The sequence below is a fragment of the Streptomyces sp. NPDC048002 genome (genome assembly GCF_040653275.1).
Lineage (GTDB): Bacteria > Actinomycetota > Actinomycetes > Streptomycetales > Streptomycetaceae > Streptomyces.
In genome coordinates, this window is sequence record NZ_JBEZNL010000037.1 from 21,375 (window position 1) to 39,470 (window position 18,096).

The 18,096-nt window shown below is 72.8% G+C and carries 18 protein-coding genes and 1 pseudogene; 12 read left to right on the plus strand and 7 right to left on the minus strand.

All coding sequences use genetic code 11. The features are described 5' to 3' along the window. The first annotated feature begins 21 nt into the window (after positions 1 to 21). Entirely contained in the window at positions 22 to 918 is an 897-nt protein-coding gene (locus tag AB0E07_RS31690) for a LysR substrate-binding domain-containing protein (protein WP_362259885.1), read from the plus strand. Positions 919 to 970: 52 nt separating this feature from the next. On the opposite strand, the gene AB0E07_RS31695 is transcribed toward AB0E07_RS31690, so the two are convergent. Further along, on the minus strand, positions 971 to 1,486 hold the full coding sequence (locus tag AB0E07_RS31695) for a response regulator transcription factor (protein WP_362259887.1): 516 nt from the start codon (positions 1,484 to 1,486) through the stop codon (positions 971 to 973). Positions 1,487 to 1,556: 70 nt separating this feature from the next. Here AB0E07_RS31695 and AB0E07_RS31700 point away from each other — a divergent pair. Next, positions 1,557 to 2,474: pseudogene (locus tag AB0E07_RS31700) on the plus strand (MMPL family transporter); the annotation flags it as partial. A 65-nt stretch (positions 2,475 to 2,539) separates the two neighbouring features. Here AB0E07_RS31700 and AB0E07_RS31705 read toward each other — a convergent pair. The 3 genes from AB0E07_RS31705 to AB0E07_RS31715 all read right to left on the minus strand — a co-directional run bounded on the left by AB0E07_RS31705 (position 2,540) and on the right by AB0E07_RS31715 (position 4,401). Continuing rightward, entirely contained in the window at positions 2,540 to 3,277 is a 738-nt protein-coding gene (locus AB0E07_RS31705; protein WP_362259889.1) for an anti-sigma factor, read from the minus strand. Next, positions 3,274 to 3,867, minus strand: coding sequence for an ECF RNA polymerase sigma factor SigK (gene sigK, locus AB0E07_RS31710; protein ID WP_362259891.1), 594 nt, complete (start codon positions 3,865 to 3,867; stop codon positions 3,274 to 3,276). Before sigK ends, AB0E07_RS31705 begins: the two co-directional genes overlap by 4 nt. Before the next feature lie 75 nt (positions 3,868 to 3,942). Next, positions 3,943 to 4,401: an ATP-binding protein gene (locus tag AB0E07_RS31715; RefSeq protein WP_362259893.1), complete on the minus strand. Its 459-nt coding sequence runs from the start codon at positions 4,399 to 4,401 to the stop codon at positions 3,943 to 3,945. Between the two features lie 196 nt (positions 4,402 to 4,597). Here AB0E07_RS31715 and AB0E07_RS31720 point away from each other — a divergent pair, with 196 nt between their 5' ends. The 4 genes from AB0E07_RS31720 to AB0E07_RS31735 all read left to right on the plus strand — a co-directional run bounded on the left by AB0E07_RS31720 (position 4,598) and on the right by AB0E07_RS31735 (position 8,254). After that, positions 4,598 to 4,981: a hypothetical protein gene (locus AB0E07_RS31720; protein ID WP_362259895.1), complete on the plus strand. Its 384-nt coding sequence runs from the start codon at positions 4,598 to 4,600 to the stop codon at positions 4,979 to 4,981. A gap of 94 nt (positions 4,982 to 5,075) precedes the next feature. Further along, entirely contained in the window at positions 5,076 to 6,611 is a 1,536-nt protein-coding gene (locus AB0E07_RS31725; protein ID WP_362259897.1) for a fused MFS/spermidine synthase, read from the plus strand. Between the two features lie 75 nt (positions 6,612 to 6,686). Further along, positions 6,687 to 7,763, plus strand: a complete 1,077-nt coding sequence (locus AB0E07_RS31730) for a dihydrodipicolinate reductase (protein ID WP_362259899.1) — start codon at positions 6,687 to 6,689, stop codon at positions 7,761 to 7,763. A 2-nt stretch (positions 7,764 to 7,765) separates the two neighbouring features. Continuing rightward, the gene (locus tag AB0E07_RS31735; RefSeq protein ID WP_362259901.1) at positions 7,766 to 8,254 is read left to right on the plus strand and encodes a carboxymuconolactone decarboxylase family protein; all 489 of its coding nucleotides are present in this window, start codon (positions 7,766 to 7,768) and stop codon (positions 8,252 to 8,254) included. A gap of 1 nt (position 8,255) precedes the next feature. On the opposite strand, the gene AB0E07_RS31740 is transcribed toward AB0E07_RS31735, so the two are convergent. Beyond that, positions 8,256 to 9,074 carry a siderophore-interacting protein gene (locus AB0E07_RS31740; RefSeq protein ID WP_362259903.1) on the minus strand — a complete coding sequence of 273 codons (819 nt, stop codon included), beginning with the start codon at positions 9,072 to 9,074 and terminating at the stop codon, positions 8,256 to 8,258. 137 nt (positions 9,075 to 9,211) lie between these two features. Between AB0E07_RS31740 and AB0E07_RS31745 the strand changes: the two genes are divergently transcribed. From AB0E07_RS31745 to AB0E07_RS31755, 3 genes are read left to right on the plus strand one after another with little or no spacing between them, the layout of a single operon-like run. After that, positions 9,212 to 10,072, plus strand: coding sequence for a PP2C family protein-serine/threonine phosphatase (locus AB0E07_RS31745; protein WP_362259905.1), 861 nt, complete (start codon positions 9,212 to 9,214; stop codon positions 10,070 to 10,072). Positions 10,073 to 10,092: 20 nt separating this feature from the next. Further along, positions 10,093 to 11,082, plus strand: coding sequence for an MASE1 domain-containing protein (locus AB0E07_RS31750; RefSeq protein ID WP_362259907.1), 990 nt, complete (start codon positions 10,093 to 10,095; stop codon positions 11,080 to 11,082). A gap of 38 nt (positions 11,083 to 11,120) precedes the next feature. Next, entirely contained in the window at positions 11,121 to 11,684 is a 564-nt protein-coding gene (locus AB0E07_RS31755; protein ID WP_362259909.1) for a dihydrofolate reductase family protein, read from the plus strand. A 33-nt stretch (positions 11,685 to 11,717) separates the two neighbouring features. On the opposite strand, the gene AB0E07_RS31760 is transcribed toward AB0E07_RS31755, so the two are convergent. Continuing rightward, complete coding sequence (locus tag AB0E07_RS31760; protein WP_362259911.1) at positions 11,718 to 12,797, minus strand: Lrp/AsnC family transcriptional regulator; 1,080 nt, start codon at positions 12,795 to 12,797, stop codon at positions 11,718 to 11,720. A 116-nt stretch (positions 12,798 to 12,913) separates the two neighbouring features. Between AB0E07_RS31760 and AB0E07_RS31765 the strand changes: the two genes are divergently transcribed. After that, positions 12,914 to 14,149 carry a M20 family metallopeptidase gene (locus tag AB0E07_RS31765; RefSeq protein ID WP_362259913.1) on the plus strand — a complete coding sequence of 412 codons (1,236 nt, stop codon included), beginning with the start codon at positions 12,914 to 12,916 and terminating at the stop codon, positions 14,147 to 14,149. Next, positions 14,146 to 15,576 carry an MFS transporter gene (locus tag AB0E07_RS31770; protein WP_362259915.1) on the plus strand — a complete coding sequence of 477 codons (1,431 nt, stop codon included), beginning with the start codon at positions 14,146 to 14,148 and terminating at the stop codon, positions 15,574 to 15,576. Before AB0E07_RS31765 ends, AB0E07_RS31770 begins: the two co-directional genes overlap by 4 nt. A gap of 119 nt (positions 15,577 to 15,695) precedes the next feature. Here the strand turns inward: AB0E07_RS31770 and AB0E07_RS31775 are convergent, their stop codons facing one another. Further along, positions 15,696 to 16,262 (minus strand): TetR family transcriptional regulator C-terminal domain-containing protein, encoded by a 567-nt coding sequence (locus AB0E07_RS31775; RefSeq protein WP_362259917.1) that lies wholly within the window; start codon positions 16,260 to 16,262, stop codon positions 15,696 to 15,698. Positions 16,263 to 16,365: 103 nt separating this feature from the next. On the opposite strand from AB0E07_RS31775, the gene AB0E07_RS31780 reads away from it, so the two are divergent. Beyond that, entirely contained in the window at positions 16,366 to 18,039 is a 1,674-nt protein-coding gene (locus AB0E07_RS31780) for a CocE/NonD family hydrolase (RefSeq protein ID WP_362259919.1), read from the plus strand. Positions 18,040 to 18,096 lie beyond the last annotated feature (57 nt).

Here is an 18,096-nt window from a genome sequence, read left to right on the forward strand (position 1 = left end):
TGTCCCGTGGGAGGTGGCGGCATGGAGGTCCGACAGGTCCGCTACTTCCTCGCGCTGGCCGAGGAGTGCCACTTCGGCCGGGCCGCCGCCCGGGTCCATGTGGCCCAGCCGGCGCTGTCCCAGCAGATCAAGCAGCTGGAGCGGGAGATGGGGACCACCCTCTTCGACCGGTCCACGCGGCGCGTCGAACTCACCGACGCGGGGCGCCGGCTCGTGCCGCACGCGAAGGCGATCCTCGCCGAGGTACGGCACGCGGAAGCCCACATGGAGATGCTGGCCTCGGGATACGCGGGACGCGTCTCGGTGGGATTCGTGGGCACCGCCACCTACGACGTGCTGCCCCGGGTCGCCCGGACCCTGCGCACCGAGGTCCCGGACGTCTCGGCCGAACTCCGCGGTGAGCTGCTCGCTCCGGAGCTGATGGCGGGGTTGCGGGAGGGCACCTTCGACCTCGCCCTGCTCAGGTCCGCCGGCCCCGTGGACCCCTCCGACCCGTCCGTCGAGGTGGTCCCGCTGCGCTCCGAGCGCCTCGTGGCCGTCGTCCCCGGCGGGCACCGGCTGGCGGGCCGCTCCCGGGTCCCGATCGCCGACCTCGCCGGCGAGACCTTCGTCATCCACCCCTCCCAGGGCCGCTCGTCGATGCACAGCCGGGTCCTCGCGGCGTGCGCGCGGGCCGGGTTCGAGCCCGCCACCCTCGTGGAGGTCGGGGAGACGGCGACCCTCGTGGTCTTCGTCGCCGCGGGACACGGCGTCGCCCTGGTCCCGGAGTCGGTCCAGAGCCTCCGCCTGGACGGTGTCACCTACGTCCCGCTGGCCGAGCAGGAGACGGTGGAGCTGGGCCTCGCCCGGCGGGCCCGGCACAACCTGCCCGTCGTCGAACGGGTTGCCGAGGTCATCCAGGCGTGCGTGCGGGGCTGAACCGTAGGAGGGGCGCACGCCCGGCGGAGGGGCGCACCCCCGGCAGAGCGGTTCAGTCCGCCGGCCGGCCGGGGCTGACCATGCCGTACTCGTAGGCCATGATCACCACCTGGGACCTGTCCCGTGCGCCGAGCTTCGCCATGATGCGGCTGACGTGGGTCTTCGCGGTGAGCGGGGAGACCACCAGCTCCGCCGCGATCTCGTCGTTGGTGCGCCCCGCGGCGATCAGCCGCATCACCTCGCCTTCGCGGGCGGTCAGGACCTCCAGGCGCCGGTCGGGCGCGCGCGTGCGGTCCGGCCGGTCGGCGAACTCGGCGATGAGCCGACGGGTGACGGACGGGCTGATGAGCGCGTCACCCCGGGCGGCGACCCGCACCGCGTGCAGCAGCTCCGCCGGTTCGGTGTCCTTCACCAGAAAGCCCGCGGCACTCGCCCTGAGCGCCGCGTACACGTAGTCGTCGAGGTCGAAGGTGGTCAGCATGACGACCTTCACGGCCGCCGGCTCCTCCTCGGCGGCGATGCGACGGGCCGCCTCCAGCCCGTCCATGCCGGGCATGCGGATGTCCATCAGCACCACGTCGGGGCGCAGCTCCCGGCAGGCGGCGAGGGCGGCGTGCCCAGGTCGTAGGCGTGCCGGGACGTCGTCTCGACGCCTGCTCGCCGAGGGCTTCGGCCCCGGCTTCAACGGACCCCTCGTCGTCCTGGTCGAGGGCGACGAGGAAGCCGGCCGGACCGTCCGGGCCGAACTGGCCGCCACCGAAGGCGTCGCCGCGGTCGGACCGGGCATGCCCTCCGAGGACGGCGCCCTGTCCACCGTCCTGGTCCACCCGGCGACCTCCCCGCAGGACGAGGGGACCGTGGACCTCGTGCACCGGCTGCGCGACGACGTTGCCCCGCCCCTGGAGCGGGCGACCGGCGCCGAGATCCTCGTCGGCGGCGCGACCGCGGCCTCCCAGGACGTCTCCGAGACCCTCGCCGAGCGGCTGCCGCTGTTCGTCGCCGTCGTCGTCGGGCTCTCCTCGCTGCTGCTCCTGCTGGTCTTCCGGTCCGTCTGGATCCCCGTCAAGGCGGCCGTCCTCAACCTGCTGTCGATCTCCGCCGCGCTCGGTGTGATCACCCTGGTGTTCCAGCACGGCTGGTTCGGAGCCCAGCCCGGCCCCGTCGAGGCCTTCATCCCGGCGCTGATCTTCGCGATCGTCTTCGGGCTCTCCATGGACTACGAGGTCTTCCTCGTCTCCCGCATCCACGAGGAGTGGATCCACACCAGGGACCACTCGCGGGCGGTGCGCGAAGGGCTCGCCTCCACCGGGAAGGTCATCACCGCGGCCGCCGCCATCATGATCGTCGTCTTCGCGGCGTTCGTGCTCAGCTCCGACCGCATGCTCCAGCAGTTCGGACTCGGCCTCGCCGTCGCCATCCTGCTCGACGCCGTGATCATCCGCTGCCTGATCGTCCCGGCCGTGATGCAACTGCTCGGCCGACGGGCCTGGTGGCTGCCGGCGCCCCTGGCCCGCCGGCTGCCCAGGGTGTCCATCGAGGGCCCGGAACACACCTGACCGCCCGAGCGGCCCCGCCGACCACCGGGCGCCGGGCCGTGTCCGCCACGCTCTCGCACCACGACCTAGGCGATCTCGATGATGCCGAGCGGTTCGGTGGTCGGCTGCTCGGAGCCGCCGGCCGGTTCGACGGTGATGCCGACGGCGACCGCCTCGCCGAGCGGGCCGGCCAGGGTGCGGGCGGTCCGGTCGCCGCTGCCGGGCATCAGACCGGCGGGGCGGAGGCTGCCCGACGGGGCCGCGTACCAGAGTTCGTACACCTGGCCGCCGTCGAGGTCGGGCAGGTCCGCGGCGAGGAAGGCGGCCCGGTCGGACGAGCGGGAGACGACCACCGCGGCGGTCGTGCCGCCCTCCAGCTCCGCCGTGTGCAGGGTGGCGTCCGGCGCCGTCAGCACCTCGCTCAGCGCCTGCCGGTCGTCCCGCAGGGCGTCGGCGCGGGCTTCGGCGTCGCCGGCCCGGTCGTACTGCCAGGCGGCGACTCCGCCCAGCCCGGCGACCACGACGAGGCTCGCGGCCAGGGCCCAGGCGAGGACACGCCGGCGCCTGCCGCCGGGCATCGGTCGGGCGGGCGGGGCCTGCGGGCCGTTGCCGATCTCCCGCAGGACGCGGGCGAGGAGCTCGGGCGGGACCTCCGCGGTCTCGGTGCACGCCAGCCGGGCCGCGACCTCGCTCAGCTCCGCCGTCTCCAGCACGCACGCGGGGCAGTCGGCCAGGTGCTTCTCGAAGGCGGCCGCCTCGTCCGGCGGCAGGGCGTGCAGGACGTAGGCGCCGACGGCCAGGTGCGGATCTTCCTCGGGGATCATGACCGGGCCTCCAGACAGTCCCGCAGCAGGCGCAGTCCGGTACGCATCCGGGACTTCACCGTCCCGGCCGGGGCGGACAGGGTGGCCGCCGTCTCCAGGTAGGTCAGGCCCTGGTAGTAGGCCAGTTTCAGCGGGATCCGGTACATCCGGGCGAGCCGGTCCAGGCACTCCTGGACGCGTCGGCGCTCGTCCTCGTCCTCGACCGTCTCGGCGACCTCGTCGTGCTCGCGGCCCCCGATGACCGCGCCCGCCCGGCGCTCGCGCTGCGCCGCCGCCTCGGCGTGCCGCACCCGGTCCACGGCCCGGCGATGGGCGAGGGTGAGCACCCAGCCCTTGGCGCTCCCGCGGTCCCGCCGATAGCGGTCGGCCGTGCGCCACACCTCGACCATCACCTCCTGAGTGACCTCCTCCGCCTGCGCCGGGTCGTGCAGGATGCGGCAGGCCAGCCCCATGACGGGACGCGCCAGGGCCTGGTAGACGCCGGTGAAGGCACCCCGGTCGCCGTCCGCGACCCGGGCGAGGAGCACCTCGACGCTCTGGGCGTCGCCGCCCGAGGGGTCGGGGCCGCTGTCGTGGGCCGCGCTCGGCATCTGTCTCACGTTCCGTCGGCGTGTCTCTCGTCCGATGGTCCGCCGCGGGAGGGAGACCCGCAGCCCGGGAGCGGGTCAGCCTCCCCCGCTTGCGGACTCGGGCCGCCTGTGGACCGGCTCGCCGGACAGGTCGAGCTCGGCGTGCACGGTCTTGCCCCAGGGGCCCGACTCGACCGTCATCCGGGCCCCCAGCGCGTGCAGCAGGGCCAGGCCCCGCCCGCCGGGCGCGTCGGCCCGAGGGTGCTCCGGTGTCCGGGGGAGGCGGGCGCTGGAGTCGGTGACGGCGATGTCGATCGTCGTGGTGTCCGAGGTGAGCGTGAGGGCGCAGGGCCCGTTCGTGTGGCGCACCGTGTTGGTGACCAGTTCGGAGACGACGAGCAGGGCGCAGGGGGTCGCGCCGGGCGGCATGCCGTGGTCCGCGAGCCAGCGGGCGGTGATCCTGCGCGCCACGGCGGGGGAGTGGCGGCTGCGGGCGAGGGCCACATGGTGACGGGTGCCCGTGCCGGTTTCGGGTGGGGTGGCGACGGTGGTCATGACCGGCCTCCGCGGGGGACGAGGGCGACTCTGCTCTGTCTGGGATTCGACACCGCCGCCACCACGGATGACCGTGAACGCTTTTTCCTGGTTTGGCGATTCAAGCGAATTTTCTTCTTGCCCGACTCATACGCAGTGGTCTGTGCCTCGAATCCCTTACGCCTGTGTATCCAGCTCGGAAAAGAGGTGAGCCTCAATGGCTGCATCCATGCGAGTCCGCCGTCTGGTGGCCGGTGCCTCGGCCGCGGGACTGCTGGCGGGTGGCGCCGCCCTGGGCCTCTCCGGCACCGCCACCGCGGCTCCGTCGACCACAACAGCGGCCGTCTCGTCGGTGGTTGACCACCATCGCGACCACGACCGGTGCGAGTGGAAGAAGGGCCACTGGGAGAAGAAGTGGGTCAAGGGCCACTGGGAGAAGAAGGTCTACCACAAGAAGACCTGGCACAAGGGCCACTACGACAAGCACGGTGAGTGGCACAAGGGCTACTGGGACCACGACCGTCACTACAAGTGGGTCTACGTCCACGGCCACTGGTACCACTACTGGGTGAAGGGCCACTGGGACTGCCGTCATTGGTGACCTCGCCCGACAACACGACGGTGCGCACCGCGCAGTTGGTGCGCACCGTCGGCGATCCCCGTTCACCGACGGGCCGCGTGCGAGGATGGCGGGCGTGACCGGAACGTCTTCCTCGCCCGTCGCCGAGGACCCGCCTCGCCACCGACATCTGGGCCCCCGTGCCGCCGCCGCGCTGGTCTTCGGCTCCTCGGCCGCGGTCCTGGTCGTCGAGATCGTGGCGCTGCGGCTGCTGGCTCCCTATCTCGGCCTCACCCTCGAAACCAGCACCATGGTCATCGGGATCGCCCTCACCGCGATCGCCTTCGGTTCCTGGCTGGGCGGGCGCATCGCCGACCAGATCGATCCGCGGCGCCTGCTCGGACCCGCGCTCGGGGTGTCGGGCGCGGTCGTGGCGCTCACCCCCGCCGCCCTGCGGGCCACCGCCGAATGGTCCCCGGTGCTGCTGATGCTGGTCGCGTCGCTGACCATCCTGGTGCCGGGCGCGCTGCTCTCCGCGGTGACACCGTTCGTCACCAAGCTCCGTCTGACCAGCCTCGCCGAGACCGGGACGGTGGTCGGCCGGCTCTCCGGCGTGGGCACCGTGGGCGCCATCGTCGGTACCGTCCTCACCGGCTTCGTCCTGGTGTCCAGGCTGCCGGTCAGCGGCATCCTGATCGGACTCGGCATCCTGCTGGTGCTCGGTTCGGCGGTCGTCGAGTGGCGCACCCGCGGCTGGACGGGCACCCCGGCCCTCGCCCTGGTGACCGTCGCGGGCGGACTCGCCGTCACCGTCGCGCCCGGCGGCTGCGACACCGAGACCAGGTACCACTGCGCGCGCGTGGTCGCCGACCCCGACCGGCCCGGTGGCCGCACCCTGATCCTCGACGGACTGCGCCACTCCTACGTCGACCTCGACGACCCCACCCATCTGGAGTTCACGTACGTCCGGGCCGTCGCCTCCGCCGTGGACGCCGCCTTCGCCGAGGACGAGCCGCTCGCCGCGTACCACCTGGGCGGGGGCGGGCTCACCTTCCCGCGCTACCTCGCCGCCACCCGGCCCGGGACGCACAGCCTCGTCTCCGAGATCGACGGCGGGATCGTACGCGTCAACCGTGAGCGGCTGGGCCTGGGTTCGGGGGACGGGATCGAGGTACGGACCGAGGACGGCCGGCTCGGACTGCGCCGGCTGGACACCGGCAGCCGCGACCTCGTCGTCGGTGACGCCTTCGGAGGGATCAGCGTGCCCTGGCACCTCACCACGGTGGAGGCGATGGCGGACGTACGGCGGGTGCTCGACGAGGACGGTCTGTACGTCGCCAACCTCATCGACCACGGCGCGCAGTCCTTCGCCCGCGCCGAAGTGGCCACGCTCGGCGACGTCTTCGACCACGTCGCCGTCGTCGGCGAGCCCGCGGACATCGGCCTCGACACCGCCATCGCACCCGAGGGCGGCAATCTCGTCGTCCTCGCCTCGGACCGACCCGTCGACGTGAGGGCGACCCAGGAGGCGCTGGACGCCCGCCGGACCGGCTGGCGGATCGCGACCGGCGACGCCCTCACCGCCTGGATCGGCGACGCCCGCCCGCTGACCGACGACTACGCCCCCGTCGACCAGTTGCTGCAACCCTTCGCCCCCGGCGACACCACCTGAGGGTGCCCGCCCGCCCCCTTCGATTCCCCGTGCACGCCTATGGGAAGTTTCGGGACGGGTCGTTACTCTCCGCCCATGATTCCCACGGTGGTCTGGGGTACGGGGAACGTCGGGCGCGCGGCCATTCGAGCCGTCGCGGCCCATCCACTGCTCGGCCTGTCGGCCGTTCTGGTGTCGAATCCCGCGAAAGTCGGCCGGGACGCGGGCGAGTTGGGCGGCCTCGACCGGCGCCTCGGGGTCGCGGCGACGGACGACGTGGCCGGGGTGCTCGCCGCGGCCCCCCGCGCGGTCGTGTACGCGGCCTCCGGGGACGTCCGGATGGACGGCGCGCTGGAGGACGTCAGCCGCGCGCTGCGGGCCGGCGCGGTGGTCGTGACACCGTCCCTGTACGGGATGTACGACTGCGCGGGCGCGCCGCAGGAGATCCGCGGCCCGCTGCTGGAGGCGGCGCGGGCGGGGGGCGGTGCGCTGTTCGTGTCCGGCGTCGATCCCGGCTGGGCCAACGACGTACTGCCGCTGCTGGTCAGCGGGTTGGCGTCGGAGATCGACACGGTCCGCTGCCAGGAGGTCTTCGACTACTCGACGTACGACCAGGAGGACGCCGTCCGCCACCTGATCGGCATGGGGCACCCGCTGGACTACCAGCCGCTGATGCTCGCCGAAGGCATCCCGGAGATGATCTGGGGCGGACAACTGCGGCTGATGGCCAAGGCGTTGGGCGCCGAACTCGGCGGTGTCGAGGAGAAGCTGGAGCGCCGCGCGCTGGAGGCGACCGTGGTCACCGACACCATGGGGGAGTTCCCGGCCGGCACCCAGGGTGCGGTGCGCCTGGAGGTGCGCGGGCTGGTGGAGGGCGAACCGCGCATCGTCATCGAGCACGTCACGCGGATCCACGCCGCCTGCGCGCCCGACTGGCCGGTCCCGCCCGGTGGCGGCGCCGGCGCGCACCGCGTGATCATCGAGGGCCGTCCGCGGATCGAGGTGACGGTGGAGGCCACCGACGAGGGCGGTAACCGGGCCGCGGGCGGGAACGCGACGGCCGTCGGGCGCCTGGTGAACGCCGTCGACTGGCTGGTCGACGCCGGTCCGGGGCTCTACGACGCGCTCGACGTCCCGCTGCGCGCCGCCGCGGGCCGACTGGGAAAGAAGTGATCATGGAGATCGACATTCCCGAGGGCACCGACCCCCTGGCCCATGTCTGGGGCGCGATGGTGCCCGGCATCGGACCTGCGGCCAGCGCCTTCTCGCTGGCCGTGTACGAGCACTCGACGCTCGGCCTCCGCGAGTTCGAGGCGGCCCGGCTGCGTGTGGCGCAGCTCAACGGGTGCCTGTTCTGCCTGGACTGGCGCACCGAACGGGACGGCGAGAAGGTCGAGGAGGAATTCGCCGACGCGGTCACGCGGTGGCGTACGACGGACGCCTTCGACGAACGCACCCGCCTCGCCGCCGAGTACGCGGAACGCTACACCTGCGACCACCACAACCTGGACGCCGCGTTCTGGTCCCGGATGAAGGCCTGCTACAGCCAGCCGGAGATCGTCGAACTGACGATGAGCATCGGATCGTGGCTGGCCTTCGGGCGGCTCAACCACGTCCTCGGGCTCGACAGCGTCTGCGTGGTGCCGTCGGTACCGGGTTCCTGACTCAGGCCGCCTCGGCCGCCTCGTGCTTCCAGAACCCCGAGAAGGTGATGCGGTCCTTCGGCAGTCCCGCGCGGTGCAGGTGCCGGCGGCCCTCGGTGGCCAGCGCCGACTCGCCGACGAGGAACGCGTACCCCTTGGCGTCGGGCGAGGTCAGACGCCGCAGTTCGCGCAGCGCGGCGGTGCCGGGCACGGAGGTGTCGTCCTGCCGTACGACCCAGGAGACGGTGACCCCGGCCGGGCCGTCGAGGACGCGCCGGTCGTCGCGGGTGGGAACCTCCTGGATGAGCCGGCCCACGGTCTGCCGGGGCAGGGACCGCAGGATGCCCGCGGCGGCGGGCAGCCCCGTCTCGTCGGCGACGATCGTCACCTCGGAGGCGTCACCCGGGCAGTCGAAGAGAACGCCCTGGTCGAGTACGGCGAGGGCGTCCCCCGGGACCGCCCGGCAGGCCCAGATCGCCGCACGGCCCTCGATCTCGCCGTCCGGCCCCCGGTGCACGACGAAGTCGATGTCCATCTCCCGCGCCCGCGGCCGGAAGTCGGCCACGGAGTAGTTGGCGCAGTGCGGCCGCTCCTCCTCGGGGATGGCCAGGTACGGCTGCCACCACTGCGCGCCGGTGAACTCCGGGAGCCTGAGGTCGCGCTGGTGGGGGAGTCGCAGGAAGAGGCGGAACCAGTGGTCGTAGCCCTGCCAGGGGAACTCGGTGAGGTCGGCGCCGGTGACGGTGAGCCGCTGTATGGAGGGGGAAACGCGTTCGGCGCGCACGACGTGGGCGCGGAACATCCTGGGGTGCTGGGGGACCAGCCGACGGGTCGTCGCCATGGAGGCAAGGCTAACCTAAGTTGATCGTTCCGCGATGCCCCGCACCCCGCCGGATGAGAGACTTGCCCTGTCCGGTGCCCAGTGGCCTCGCCGTGCGGCGACGCCCAGACGGAGGCCGCCCGGCCCGGGAGTGGGTGATGTTCCGCAAACGGCACACCCCTGACGGAGAAGAGCTGCTCGCCAGACTCGCCACGCTGACCGCCCAGACACGAGAGCTGGCCGAGCTGCGCCGGTCCCAGGTCGAACTCGCGATCGCGCTCCAGCGCGACATGCTCCCCACCGACCTGCCCGAGGTCCCCGGCTTCCACCTGGCCGCCCGCTACGCCCCCGCGTACACCGGACTGAACGTCGGGGGCGACTGGTACGACGCCTTCGTCCTGCCCGACGGCCGCGTCGGCCTGTCCGTCGGCGACGTGCAGGGCCACACCATCGACGCGGCGGCCTTCATGGGACAGGTCCGGGTGGGCCTGCGCGCCCTCGCCTCCGTGACCAGCGACCCCGGCGAACTGCTCACCTGGACGAACGACCTGCTCCTCTCCCTGGACAAGGACCTCTTCGCCACCTGCACCTTCATGCGCTTCGACCCGGCCACCGGCGTCCTGGAGAGCGCCCGCGCCGGGCACATCCCCTGCGTCTGGGCCACGGCCGACGGACACGCGGCCGTCTCCGACGACGAGGGCGGGCCGCCGCTGGGCGTCCTGAAGGGAACCCCCTATCCCGTGACCCGCTACCAGCTCACCCTGGGCGGCTTTTTCGTCCTGCTGACGGACGGTGTCGTCGAGGGACCGTCCCTCAGCGTCGACGAGGGACTCGACCGGATCGTCCGGCTGGCGAGCGTGGCCGCCGTCGCGGGGCTGGAGGCGCACGCCCTCGCGGCCGCCGTCCTGAAGAACGCCGAACTCGTGGGCCACGAGGACGACGCGGCCGTCCTCGTCGTCGGCCACGACACCCGTGCGGTTACCCCACAGGGGGGCACCGGGAGCCGTTCGCCTCGCTGACCCGGCCGCGCCGGTGTCTGATGGCTGCTGTGGTGAGCTTCCGTGATTGGCCGCGACCGATCGTCCTCACCTGCGAGACGCTGCTCTTCGCAGCCTGCTACTACGCCGCAGGTCGACTGGGGCTGTCGCAGCAGCTGACCGCGGACGGGGCGGTCGTCTCCCCGTTCTGGCCGCCCACCGGACTCGCGGTGGCCGGCCTGCTGCTGTTCGGGCTGCGCTGCCTGCCGGGCATCGCCCTCGGCGCGCTGCTCGTCGTCGCGTCCCTGACCGTCCCCGGACCGTCGTCGCTGGCGATCGTGGTCGGCAACACCCTCGCCCCCCTGCTCGCCTGGCAACTGCTCCGCATGGTGGACTTCCGGCAGAGCCTGAGCCGGGTGCGCGACGGCCTGGCCCTGGTCTTCCTGGCCGCGCTCGGCGCCATGCTGATCAGCTCCGGCATCGGCATGGGCATGCTCGTCGCCACGGACCGTATCGGCTCCGACGACCTGTGGCTGATCTGGCTGGCCTGGTGGGTGGGCGACGCGATGGGCGTCGTCCTCGTCACCCCGCTGCTGCTCCTGCTCTACCGGGCCCGGTGGCCCACGCTGTCCGGCCGCTGGGCCGAGGCCGTCGCGCTCGCCGCCGCCGTCTGCGTGCTGATCCCCCTGGTCACCTACAGCTCGCTCAGCCTGCTCTTCCTCGTGTACCCGATCCTGATCTGGGCCGCGCTCCGTTTCCAGCTGGCGGGCGGCATGGCGTGTGCGATCTTCGCCTCCGTGCTGGCGACCATGGCGGCCCGGGACGGGGTCGGCTCCTTCACCGGGCTGTCCGAGGTGGAGTCGATGATGAAGCTCCAGGCGTTCAACGGAACCCTCGGCCTGACCGCGCTCCTGCTGTCCGCGCTCATCACCGAACAGCTCAACACCAGACGCTCGGTGGAGGAGGCGTGCCACGAACTCATCGCGGCCCTCCAGCACCTCAACGCCGGCGGCGGGGAGAACGCGGGAACCACCAAGAACGACAGCCGGTGAGCCAGTACGGTCGAAGCCGTCACCGTGGAGGACTTCAGATGCGCAGCGTGACCTACTCGATGAGCTGTTCCCTGGACGGCTACATCGTCGGACCCGACGGCACCTTCGACTGGGGCGAGCCCGACGACGAGGTGTTCCGCTTCTGGGTCGACGAGATCCGGGGCGTGGGCGTCCACCTGATGGGGCGGCGCCTGTACGAGACGATGCTGTACTGGGAGACCGCGGCCGAGGATCCCACGCTCGACGACGCGAAACGCGAATGGATCGCGCTCTGGAACCCGCTCCCCAAGGTGGTCTTCTCCACCACCCTGACCTCGGTGGAGGGCAACGCCCGCCTCGCCTCCGGCGGTGTGGCCGAGGAGATCGAGCGGCTGCGCGCCGAGCCGGGGGAGGGCGCCATCGCGATCGGCGGCGCGGATCTGGCCGCGCAGGCGGCCGGGCTGGATCTCATCGACGAGTACCAGATCATGGTCTACCCCGTCCTGGTCGGCGGCGGCACCCCCTTGTTCGCCCGCGACGAGCGCCGGGTGAACCTGGAACTCGTCGAGACCCGCCCGTACGGCTCGCGGGTCGTGTACCTGCGCTACCGGGTGGTGCGCTGAGCGGAGCCCGGCCCCGCCGTGATGTCGGCGGCGTCAGCCTTTCCCGCGGCCCCCGGACCGCAGCCGTTCCAGCAGGGCCGCCTCCGCCGCGCCCGCGCCGGTGTCGTCCCAGTGGTCGGACAGGGGGACCGAGCGCAGGAGCCGCCCCTGGGGGTCGAGCACCTGGCCCGCGTGCTTGAGCTGCCACAGGGTCAGCGAGCGGTCCTTGACGCGCAGCTCGGGGATCCGCTGGACCAGCGACGCCTCGAAGGGCTGGATGTCGTCGACGGAGCGCAGCCACACCGTCGTCATCAGATTCCAGGGACCCGACAGCGAGGCGCACAGCCGGGTCTCCCGCATCCCCGACAGCTGCGCCACCACCCGCGAGAGGTCCGCCGCCGGCACCGTCGCCCACAGCGTCGCGCTCACCGGCCAGCCGGAGACCGAGCGTGCCGCCTCGCAGCGGTAGGAGACGGCCCGCGCCGCGTCCAGGCGGGCCAGCCGGCGCCGGACCGTCGTCGGGCTCAGCCCGCTGTCGCGGGCCAGCCGCTCCACGCTCTGCCGGACGTCCCGGGCGAGCAGCAGGATCAGTTCGAGGTCGGCCTCGTTCAGGGGCGGGGCTGTGGCCGGCACCCGCTCGGGCTGGGCGGGCGCGCCGGGAGCCGGGGCGCGCAGCCGGTCGAGCCGCCAGCGGCTGCCCTCCGTGTGCAGCGCGGTGGCGATCTGCGTCCGGGTGGCCGCCACCCCCGCCAGGGCGTCCAGCCGGAAACCGACGTACCGCGCGAGATCGGCGTGGCCGCGCAGGACCACCGTCAGCAGCAGATCGCGGGCGCCCGTGGTGTGCTCGACGTTGAACAGCGGCGCCTCGTCGACGAGCTGCTCGGACACCTCGTGCAGCCGTCCCCGCACACAGTCGATCTCGATGAACGCCACCACGGCGTCACCGATCACCGCCGGTGAGGGGTGGCAGGACAGCCAGGCCAGACCCTCGCCGGTCAGCCTGGCCCAGCGGCGCGCGGCCGTCGTCGCGTCCACCCCGACCAGCGCGCCCACCTTGCGCCAGTCCGCGCGCGGCGCGTGCTGCAACGCGGTGATCAGCAGATAGTCGACCTCGTCGAGCACGGCGTCGGCCATGATCCCTCCTCGGATACGGCACTGCCCCGTGGTGGATCCCTGCGCCGGGAACCGCACGTATGCCTGATCCCGGCGACTCGGAGGGGGCCGATGGCTTCAGGTGCACCATACCGGCCATGTTCACGTACGACGACGCCCTGCCCCTCGCCGACGAGCTCGCCGAGCTGCGCCACAGCCTGCACCGTGAGCCGGAACTCGGCCTGCATCTGCCCCGCACCCAGCGGAAGGTCCTCGACGCCCTGGCCGGGCTCCCGCTGGAGATCACCACGGGGGAGCGGCTCAGCTCCGTCACCGCCGTGCTGCGCGGCGGCCGCCCCGGCCCCGCCGTGCTGCTGCGCGCGGACATGGACGCGCTGCCCGTCGCGGAGGACACCGGGCTGCCCTACGCGTCCGAGGTGCCCGGGGTGATGCACGCCTGCGGCCACGACCTGCACATCGCCGGTCTGGTCGGCGCCGCGCGGCTGCTCGCCTCCCGGCGCGGGGAACTGGGCGGCGACGTGGTGCTGATGTTCCAGCCCGGCGAGGAGGGCGAGGGCGGCGCGGGCATCATGATCGAGGAAGGGGTGCTCGACGCGGCGGGCCCACAGGTCGCGGCCGCCTACGGCCTGCATGTCTTCTCCACCCAGCTGCCGACCGGGATGGCCGCCACCCGCGCCGGGACCTTCCTCGCCGCCAGCGACGCCTTCGACGCCGTCGTCGTCGGGCGCGGCGGCCACGGCTCCATGCCGCACCTGACCCGCGACCCGCTGGTCGCGGCCTGCGAGATGGTCAGCGCGCTCCAGACGCGCATCGCCCGCGAGATCGACGTCAACGACCCGGCCGTGGTCACGGTGGGCGCGCTGCACGCGGGCGAGGCCCGCAACGTCGTGCCCTCCCGCGCCGAGTTCCGGGCCACGGTCCGCACCTACAGCGAGGCCGGCCGGGTGGCGGTGCAGGCGATGGTGGAGCGCACCCTGAAGGGCATCGCCCTCGCCCACGGAGTGGACGTCGAGCTGAGCTACAGCCGCCAGTACCCGGCGACGGTGAACCCCGCCGACGAGGCGGCGTACGCGCTGGACACCGCGCGCGAGCTGTTCGGCCCGCACGCGGTCGTCGAGGTCCCGACCCCGGTCTCCGGCTCCGAGGACTTCTCGATGGTGCTGGAGCGGGTGCCGGGCGCCTTCGTCGCCGTCGGTGCCGTCCCGCCCGGCACCGACCCGGCGACCGCCCCGGTCAACCACTCGGCGCAGGCCGTCTTCGACGACGGGGCCCTGCCCGTGCAGGCCGCCCTGCTGGCCCGCCTCGCCACCGGGGCCCTCGACCGGTACGCGGCCCCGGACAGCCTCTCCCGCAGCGCGGGGAGCACCTCATGACGAGCACCGGGGCGGCTGAGCGGCCCACCGCGCCGGAGCAGCGGGCGCCCGACTCCGTGGGCGCCGTGGTCGGGCTGCTCGTGCTGTTCGAGCTGACCAGCGGTTTCCTCCAGACGGGCGTGGTGCCGCTGCTGCCCGAACTGGGTGAGCACCACGGGGTCGGCGACTCGGCGCTGAACTGGGTGACCTCGGTGCAACTGCTCTCGGGCGCCGTGCTCGTCCCCGTCTTCGGGCGCCTCGGTGACCTGTACGGGCACCGCCGGATGCTGCGGATCTCCCTGGCCTGCCTCGCCGTCGGGTCCCTCCTGGTCGCCCTCGCCCCGAACTATCCCGCGCTGCTCGCGGGCCGGGTCCTGCAAGGCGCGCTGGTCGCGCTGCTGCCCCTGGAGATCGCCCTGGTCCGCGACCGGCTGCCCGCCGAGACGGCCCGCTCGGCGATCGCCCGGCTGGTCGGCGCGCTGACCCTCGGCTCCCTCCTCGGCGCGGTCGTGATGGGCGCGCTCGCCAAGTCGGTCGGGGACATCCGGATCACCCTGCTGGTGCCCGCCGTGCTCGCCGCGCTGTGCGTCCCGGTGAGCTTCCTGTTCATCCCCGAGAGCGTCCCGAAGAGCGGCGGCCGGCCCGACTGGCCCGGCGCCGTCCTCCTGGGCCTGGCCCTGGTCTGCCTGCTCGCCGGTGTCTCGCGGCTGGAGGAGGACGGCGGACTGTCCGCCTCGGTGCTGCTTCCGGTGGCGACGGCCGTCGTGGTCGGCGCGGTGTGGGCCCGGCACGAACTGCGCAGCGCGGACCCGCTGGTGGACCTGCGCGCGATGCGCGGGCGCCGTCTGGCGCCGTTCTACCTCACGTCGTTCCTCTTCGGCGTCATGTACTTCGGCAGCCAGACCCCCAACGCCACGTTCCTCGCGGCCGATCCGGACGCGGACGGCTACGGCTTCGCGCTGTCCGCCCTGAACATCGCCCTGGTGAGCCTGCCCGCCACGCTGGCCGCGCTGGTCACCTCCAGCGCCACCGCGGTGATCGCCCGCCGCCTCGGCTACCGGCGTACCCTCATGGCCGCGTTCACCCTCATGACGGCCGGATTCGCCTCCCTGACCTGCTTCCACTCGGCGGTGTGGCAGATCGTCGCGGCCCTGCTGGTGAGCGGCACGGGGGTCGGCGCGGCGCTCGGGGCGATGCCCACCGTCATCGTCGAGGCGACCGACCCGGCCCGCACCGGGGTGGCCACGGCCCTCTACAACAACGTCAAGACGGTGGGCGGCGCGGTCACCGGCGGAGCGGTGGCCGCCCTGCTCTCCACCTTCACCACCACCTCATCGGACAGCCCCGAAGAGACCGGTTACGTCCTGGTCTGGTCGCTGTGCGCCCTCGCCGGCCTCGCCGCGGTGGCGGGAGTGGCACTGGGGCGCCGCGACGAACAGGGGAGTTGAGCGCGGACGCGCGGAGACCGGAGCGCCCCTGCCGCTGAACATGCCATCGCCGCCCGGGAGATCCCGGGCGGCGATGGCATGTCCGGTCGGTTTCCGCGCGGGCCGAGGGCGGACCCCGCTCACTCCTCCATGAGGGCGGCGACCACCGCTCCGGCGACGCGGCTCGCCCGTTCCGGGGTCCAGTAGGCCGGTTCCTCCATGGTGGAGACGTAGTAGCCGCGGGTCAGCAGGGAGAGGACGTCGGCGGCGAGGGCCGCGTCGGGGACTCCGGCGGCGGTGGAGGCGTCGAGGAACTCCTCGCGTGCCTCGCGCGGTTCCTGGCGGTCGATGCCCTCGGGGTCGGACCGGGCCCAGGTGAGCATCTCCACCCAGAGCGCGCGCAGCAGCAGGTCCTCGGGTTCCGTGCTGAGGTGCCACTCCACGGTGGCGCGCAGCCGGTCCGCCCCGGTCCGGTCGCCCACATGGGCCTTGAGGTCGTCGCGCCACCGGGACTCCGCCGCGCGGACGGCGTTGGTGATCAGGTCTGTCCGGGTCGGCACGTAGTTGGTGACCATCGCCGTCGACCCGCCCAGTTCCTTGGCCACGGCGCGGATGGTGACGGCTCGGGCGCCGTCCCGGGCGGCGATGGCGAGGGTCGCCTCGGCGATCGCCTTGCGGCGCTGGACTTCGTCGACGTCGATCGGCATGGAAGCAACCTAGCTCAGAGGGGGGTTGACGTTGAATACACCTTGATGCAACGTTGTTATATCACGTTGTTTCTTAACGGTTCGTTCCCCTGGAGGGCCTTTCATGAGCCTTGCCGTCCAGCACGTCACCCCACAGCCGGTTCCTCCCCAGGCGCAGCAGCAGATGGTGCGCATGCGGGACGGGATCCTGCTGGCCACGGATGTCTACGGCGCCGATCAGGACCGCCCGGCACCGGTCGTCCTCGCCCGCCTGCCCTACGACAAGAACAGCCGGTACGTCTTCTTCGAGAAGATCGCCCGGCGCTTCACCGAGCACGGCTACGTCGTGGTCGTCCAGGACGTCCGCGGCAAGTTCCGCTCGCAGGGCCGCACCCTCGGCTGGACCGGCGAGGTGGACGACGGCTACGACACCCTCGATTGGATCACCCGCCAGCCCTGGTCCAACGGCGTCGTCGGCATGTTCGGCGACTCGTACTACGGATTCACCCAGTGGTCGGCCGTCGCCGGACAGCATCCCGCCCTCCGCGCGATCGTCCCCCGCGTCACCTGCACCACCGTCGCCCCCGGCATCGCCACCTACGACCCGGGGTCCGGGCGGCAGCCCCTGTGGCTGGAGGGGACCACCTACCAGGCACAGGTCTGGACGGACAACGACATCCACGAGTTCGAGATCGACCTCGCCAGACGTCCGGTCGCCGCGGCCTACGAGGAGGCGTTCGAGGCGATCGGGAAGCGCTCGGCAGGCTTCGATCTCATCGTCGGCGGCATCCCCCTGGAGCCGTACAACGGCCCGCACCCCTACGACGCCCGCCCGGTGCCGGTACTGCACTGCGTGGGCTGGTTCGACAACCTCGGCATCGCCCATATGCGCGACTACACCGAGCTGGCCGAACGCCCCGGCTGGGCCGCCGTGCAGTACCTGATCGCCGACACGATCGACCACGAGAACTACTTCCTGGAGGACGCCCCGGTCTCCCCGGAGAACGACCATCTGACCGACGACGCGGCCCTCGAACGCATGCTGGACCTCTACACCGGCCCCGCGATCGAGTTCTTCGACGTCTTCCTCAAGGGCTCCGCCCGGCCCGAGTCACTGCCCCGGGTCCGCTGGAAGCTCGGCCACGTCGGCTGGCGCACCTCCGGCACCTGGCCCCTGCCGCGGGCCGCCCGGATCGAACTCCACCTCGACGACCCCGCGGACGCCGCCGGAACCGTCCCGGGCGGGACACTGACCGAACGGCCCCCCGCCGCGGCCGACTTCGCGCCATGGCGGTACGACCCCGACGACCTCGTACCCTCGGCCGCCGCCGACACCTTCATGCAGCTCCGCGACCACGCGGACGAACGGCCCGTACTCGACCGCGACGACGTCCTGGTCTTCACCACCGCCGCCTCCGAGACCCCCCTCGACCTGGCCGGCCCCGTCCACGCGGTGCTCCACGCCGAGAGCACGGCACCCACGTTCGACGTGTTCGTACGGCTCCTCGACCTCGCGCCGGACGGCACCGCGCGGCTCGTCCTGCGCGGCTGCGCCCAGGCCGACCGGCCCGGCGAGCTGGAGATCGCCCTCGGCCACACCGGCTACCGCGTACGCCCCGGTCACCGGCTCGCGCTGATGATCGCCGGCAGCGACTTCCCCAACCACCTGCCCAACTCCGGTTCGCTGGAGAGCCCATGGCTGACCACCGCGCCCAAGGCGAGCCTGCAGAAGCTGCGCACCGGGCCCGCCCACCCCTCACGCCTGTGTCTGACCGTCCTGCCCGAAAGCGGCGAATAGCCCCAGCACCTGGAGGGCCCATGCTCCCTCTGCCCCACCCCCGCCCGTCGCGCACCG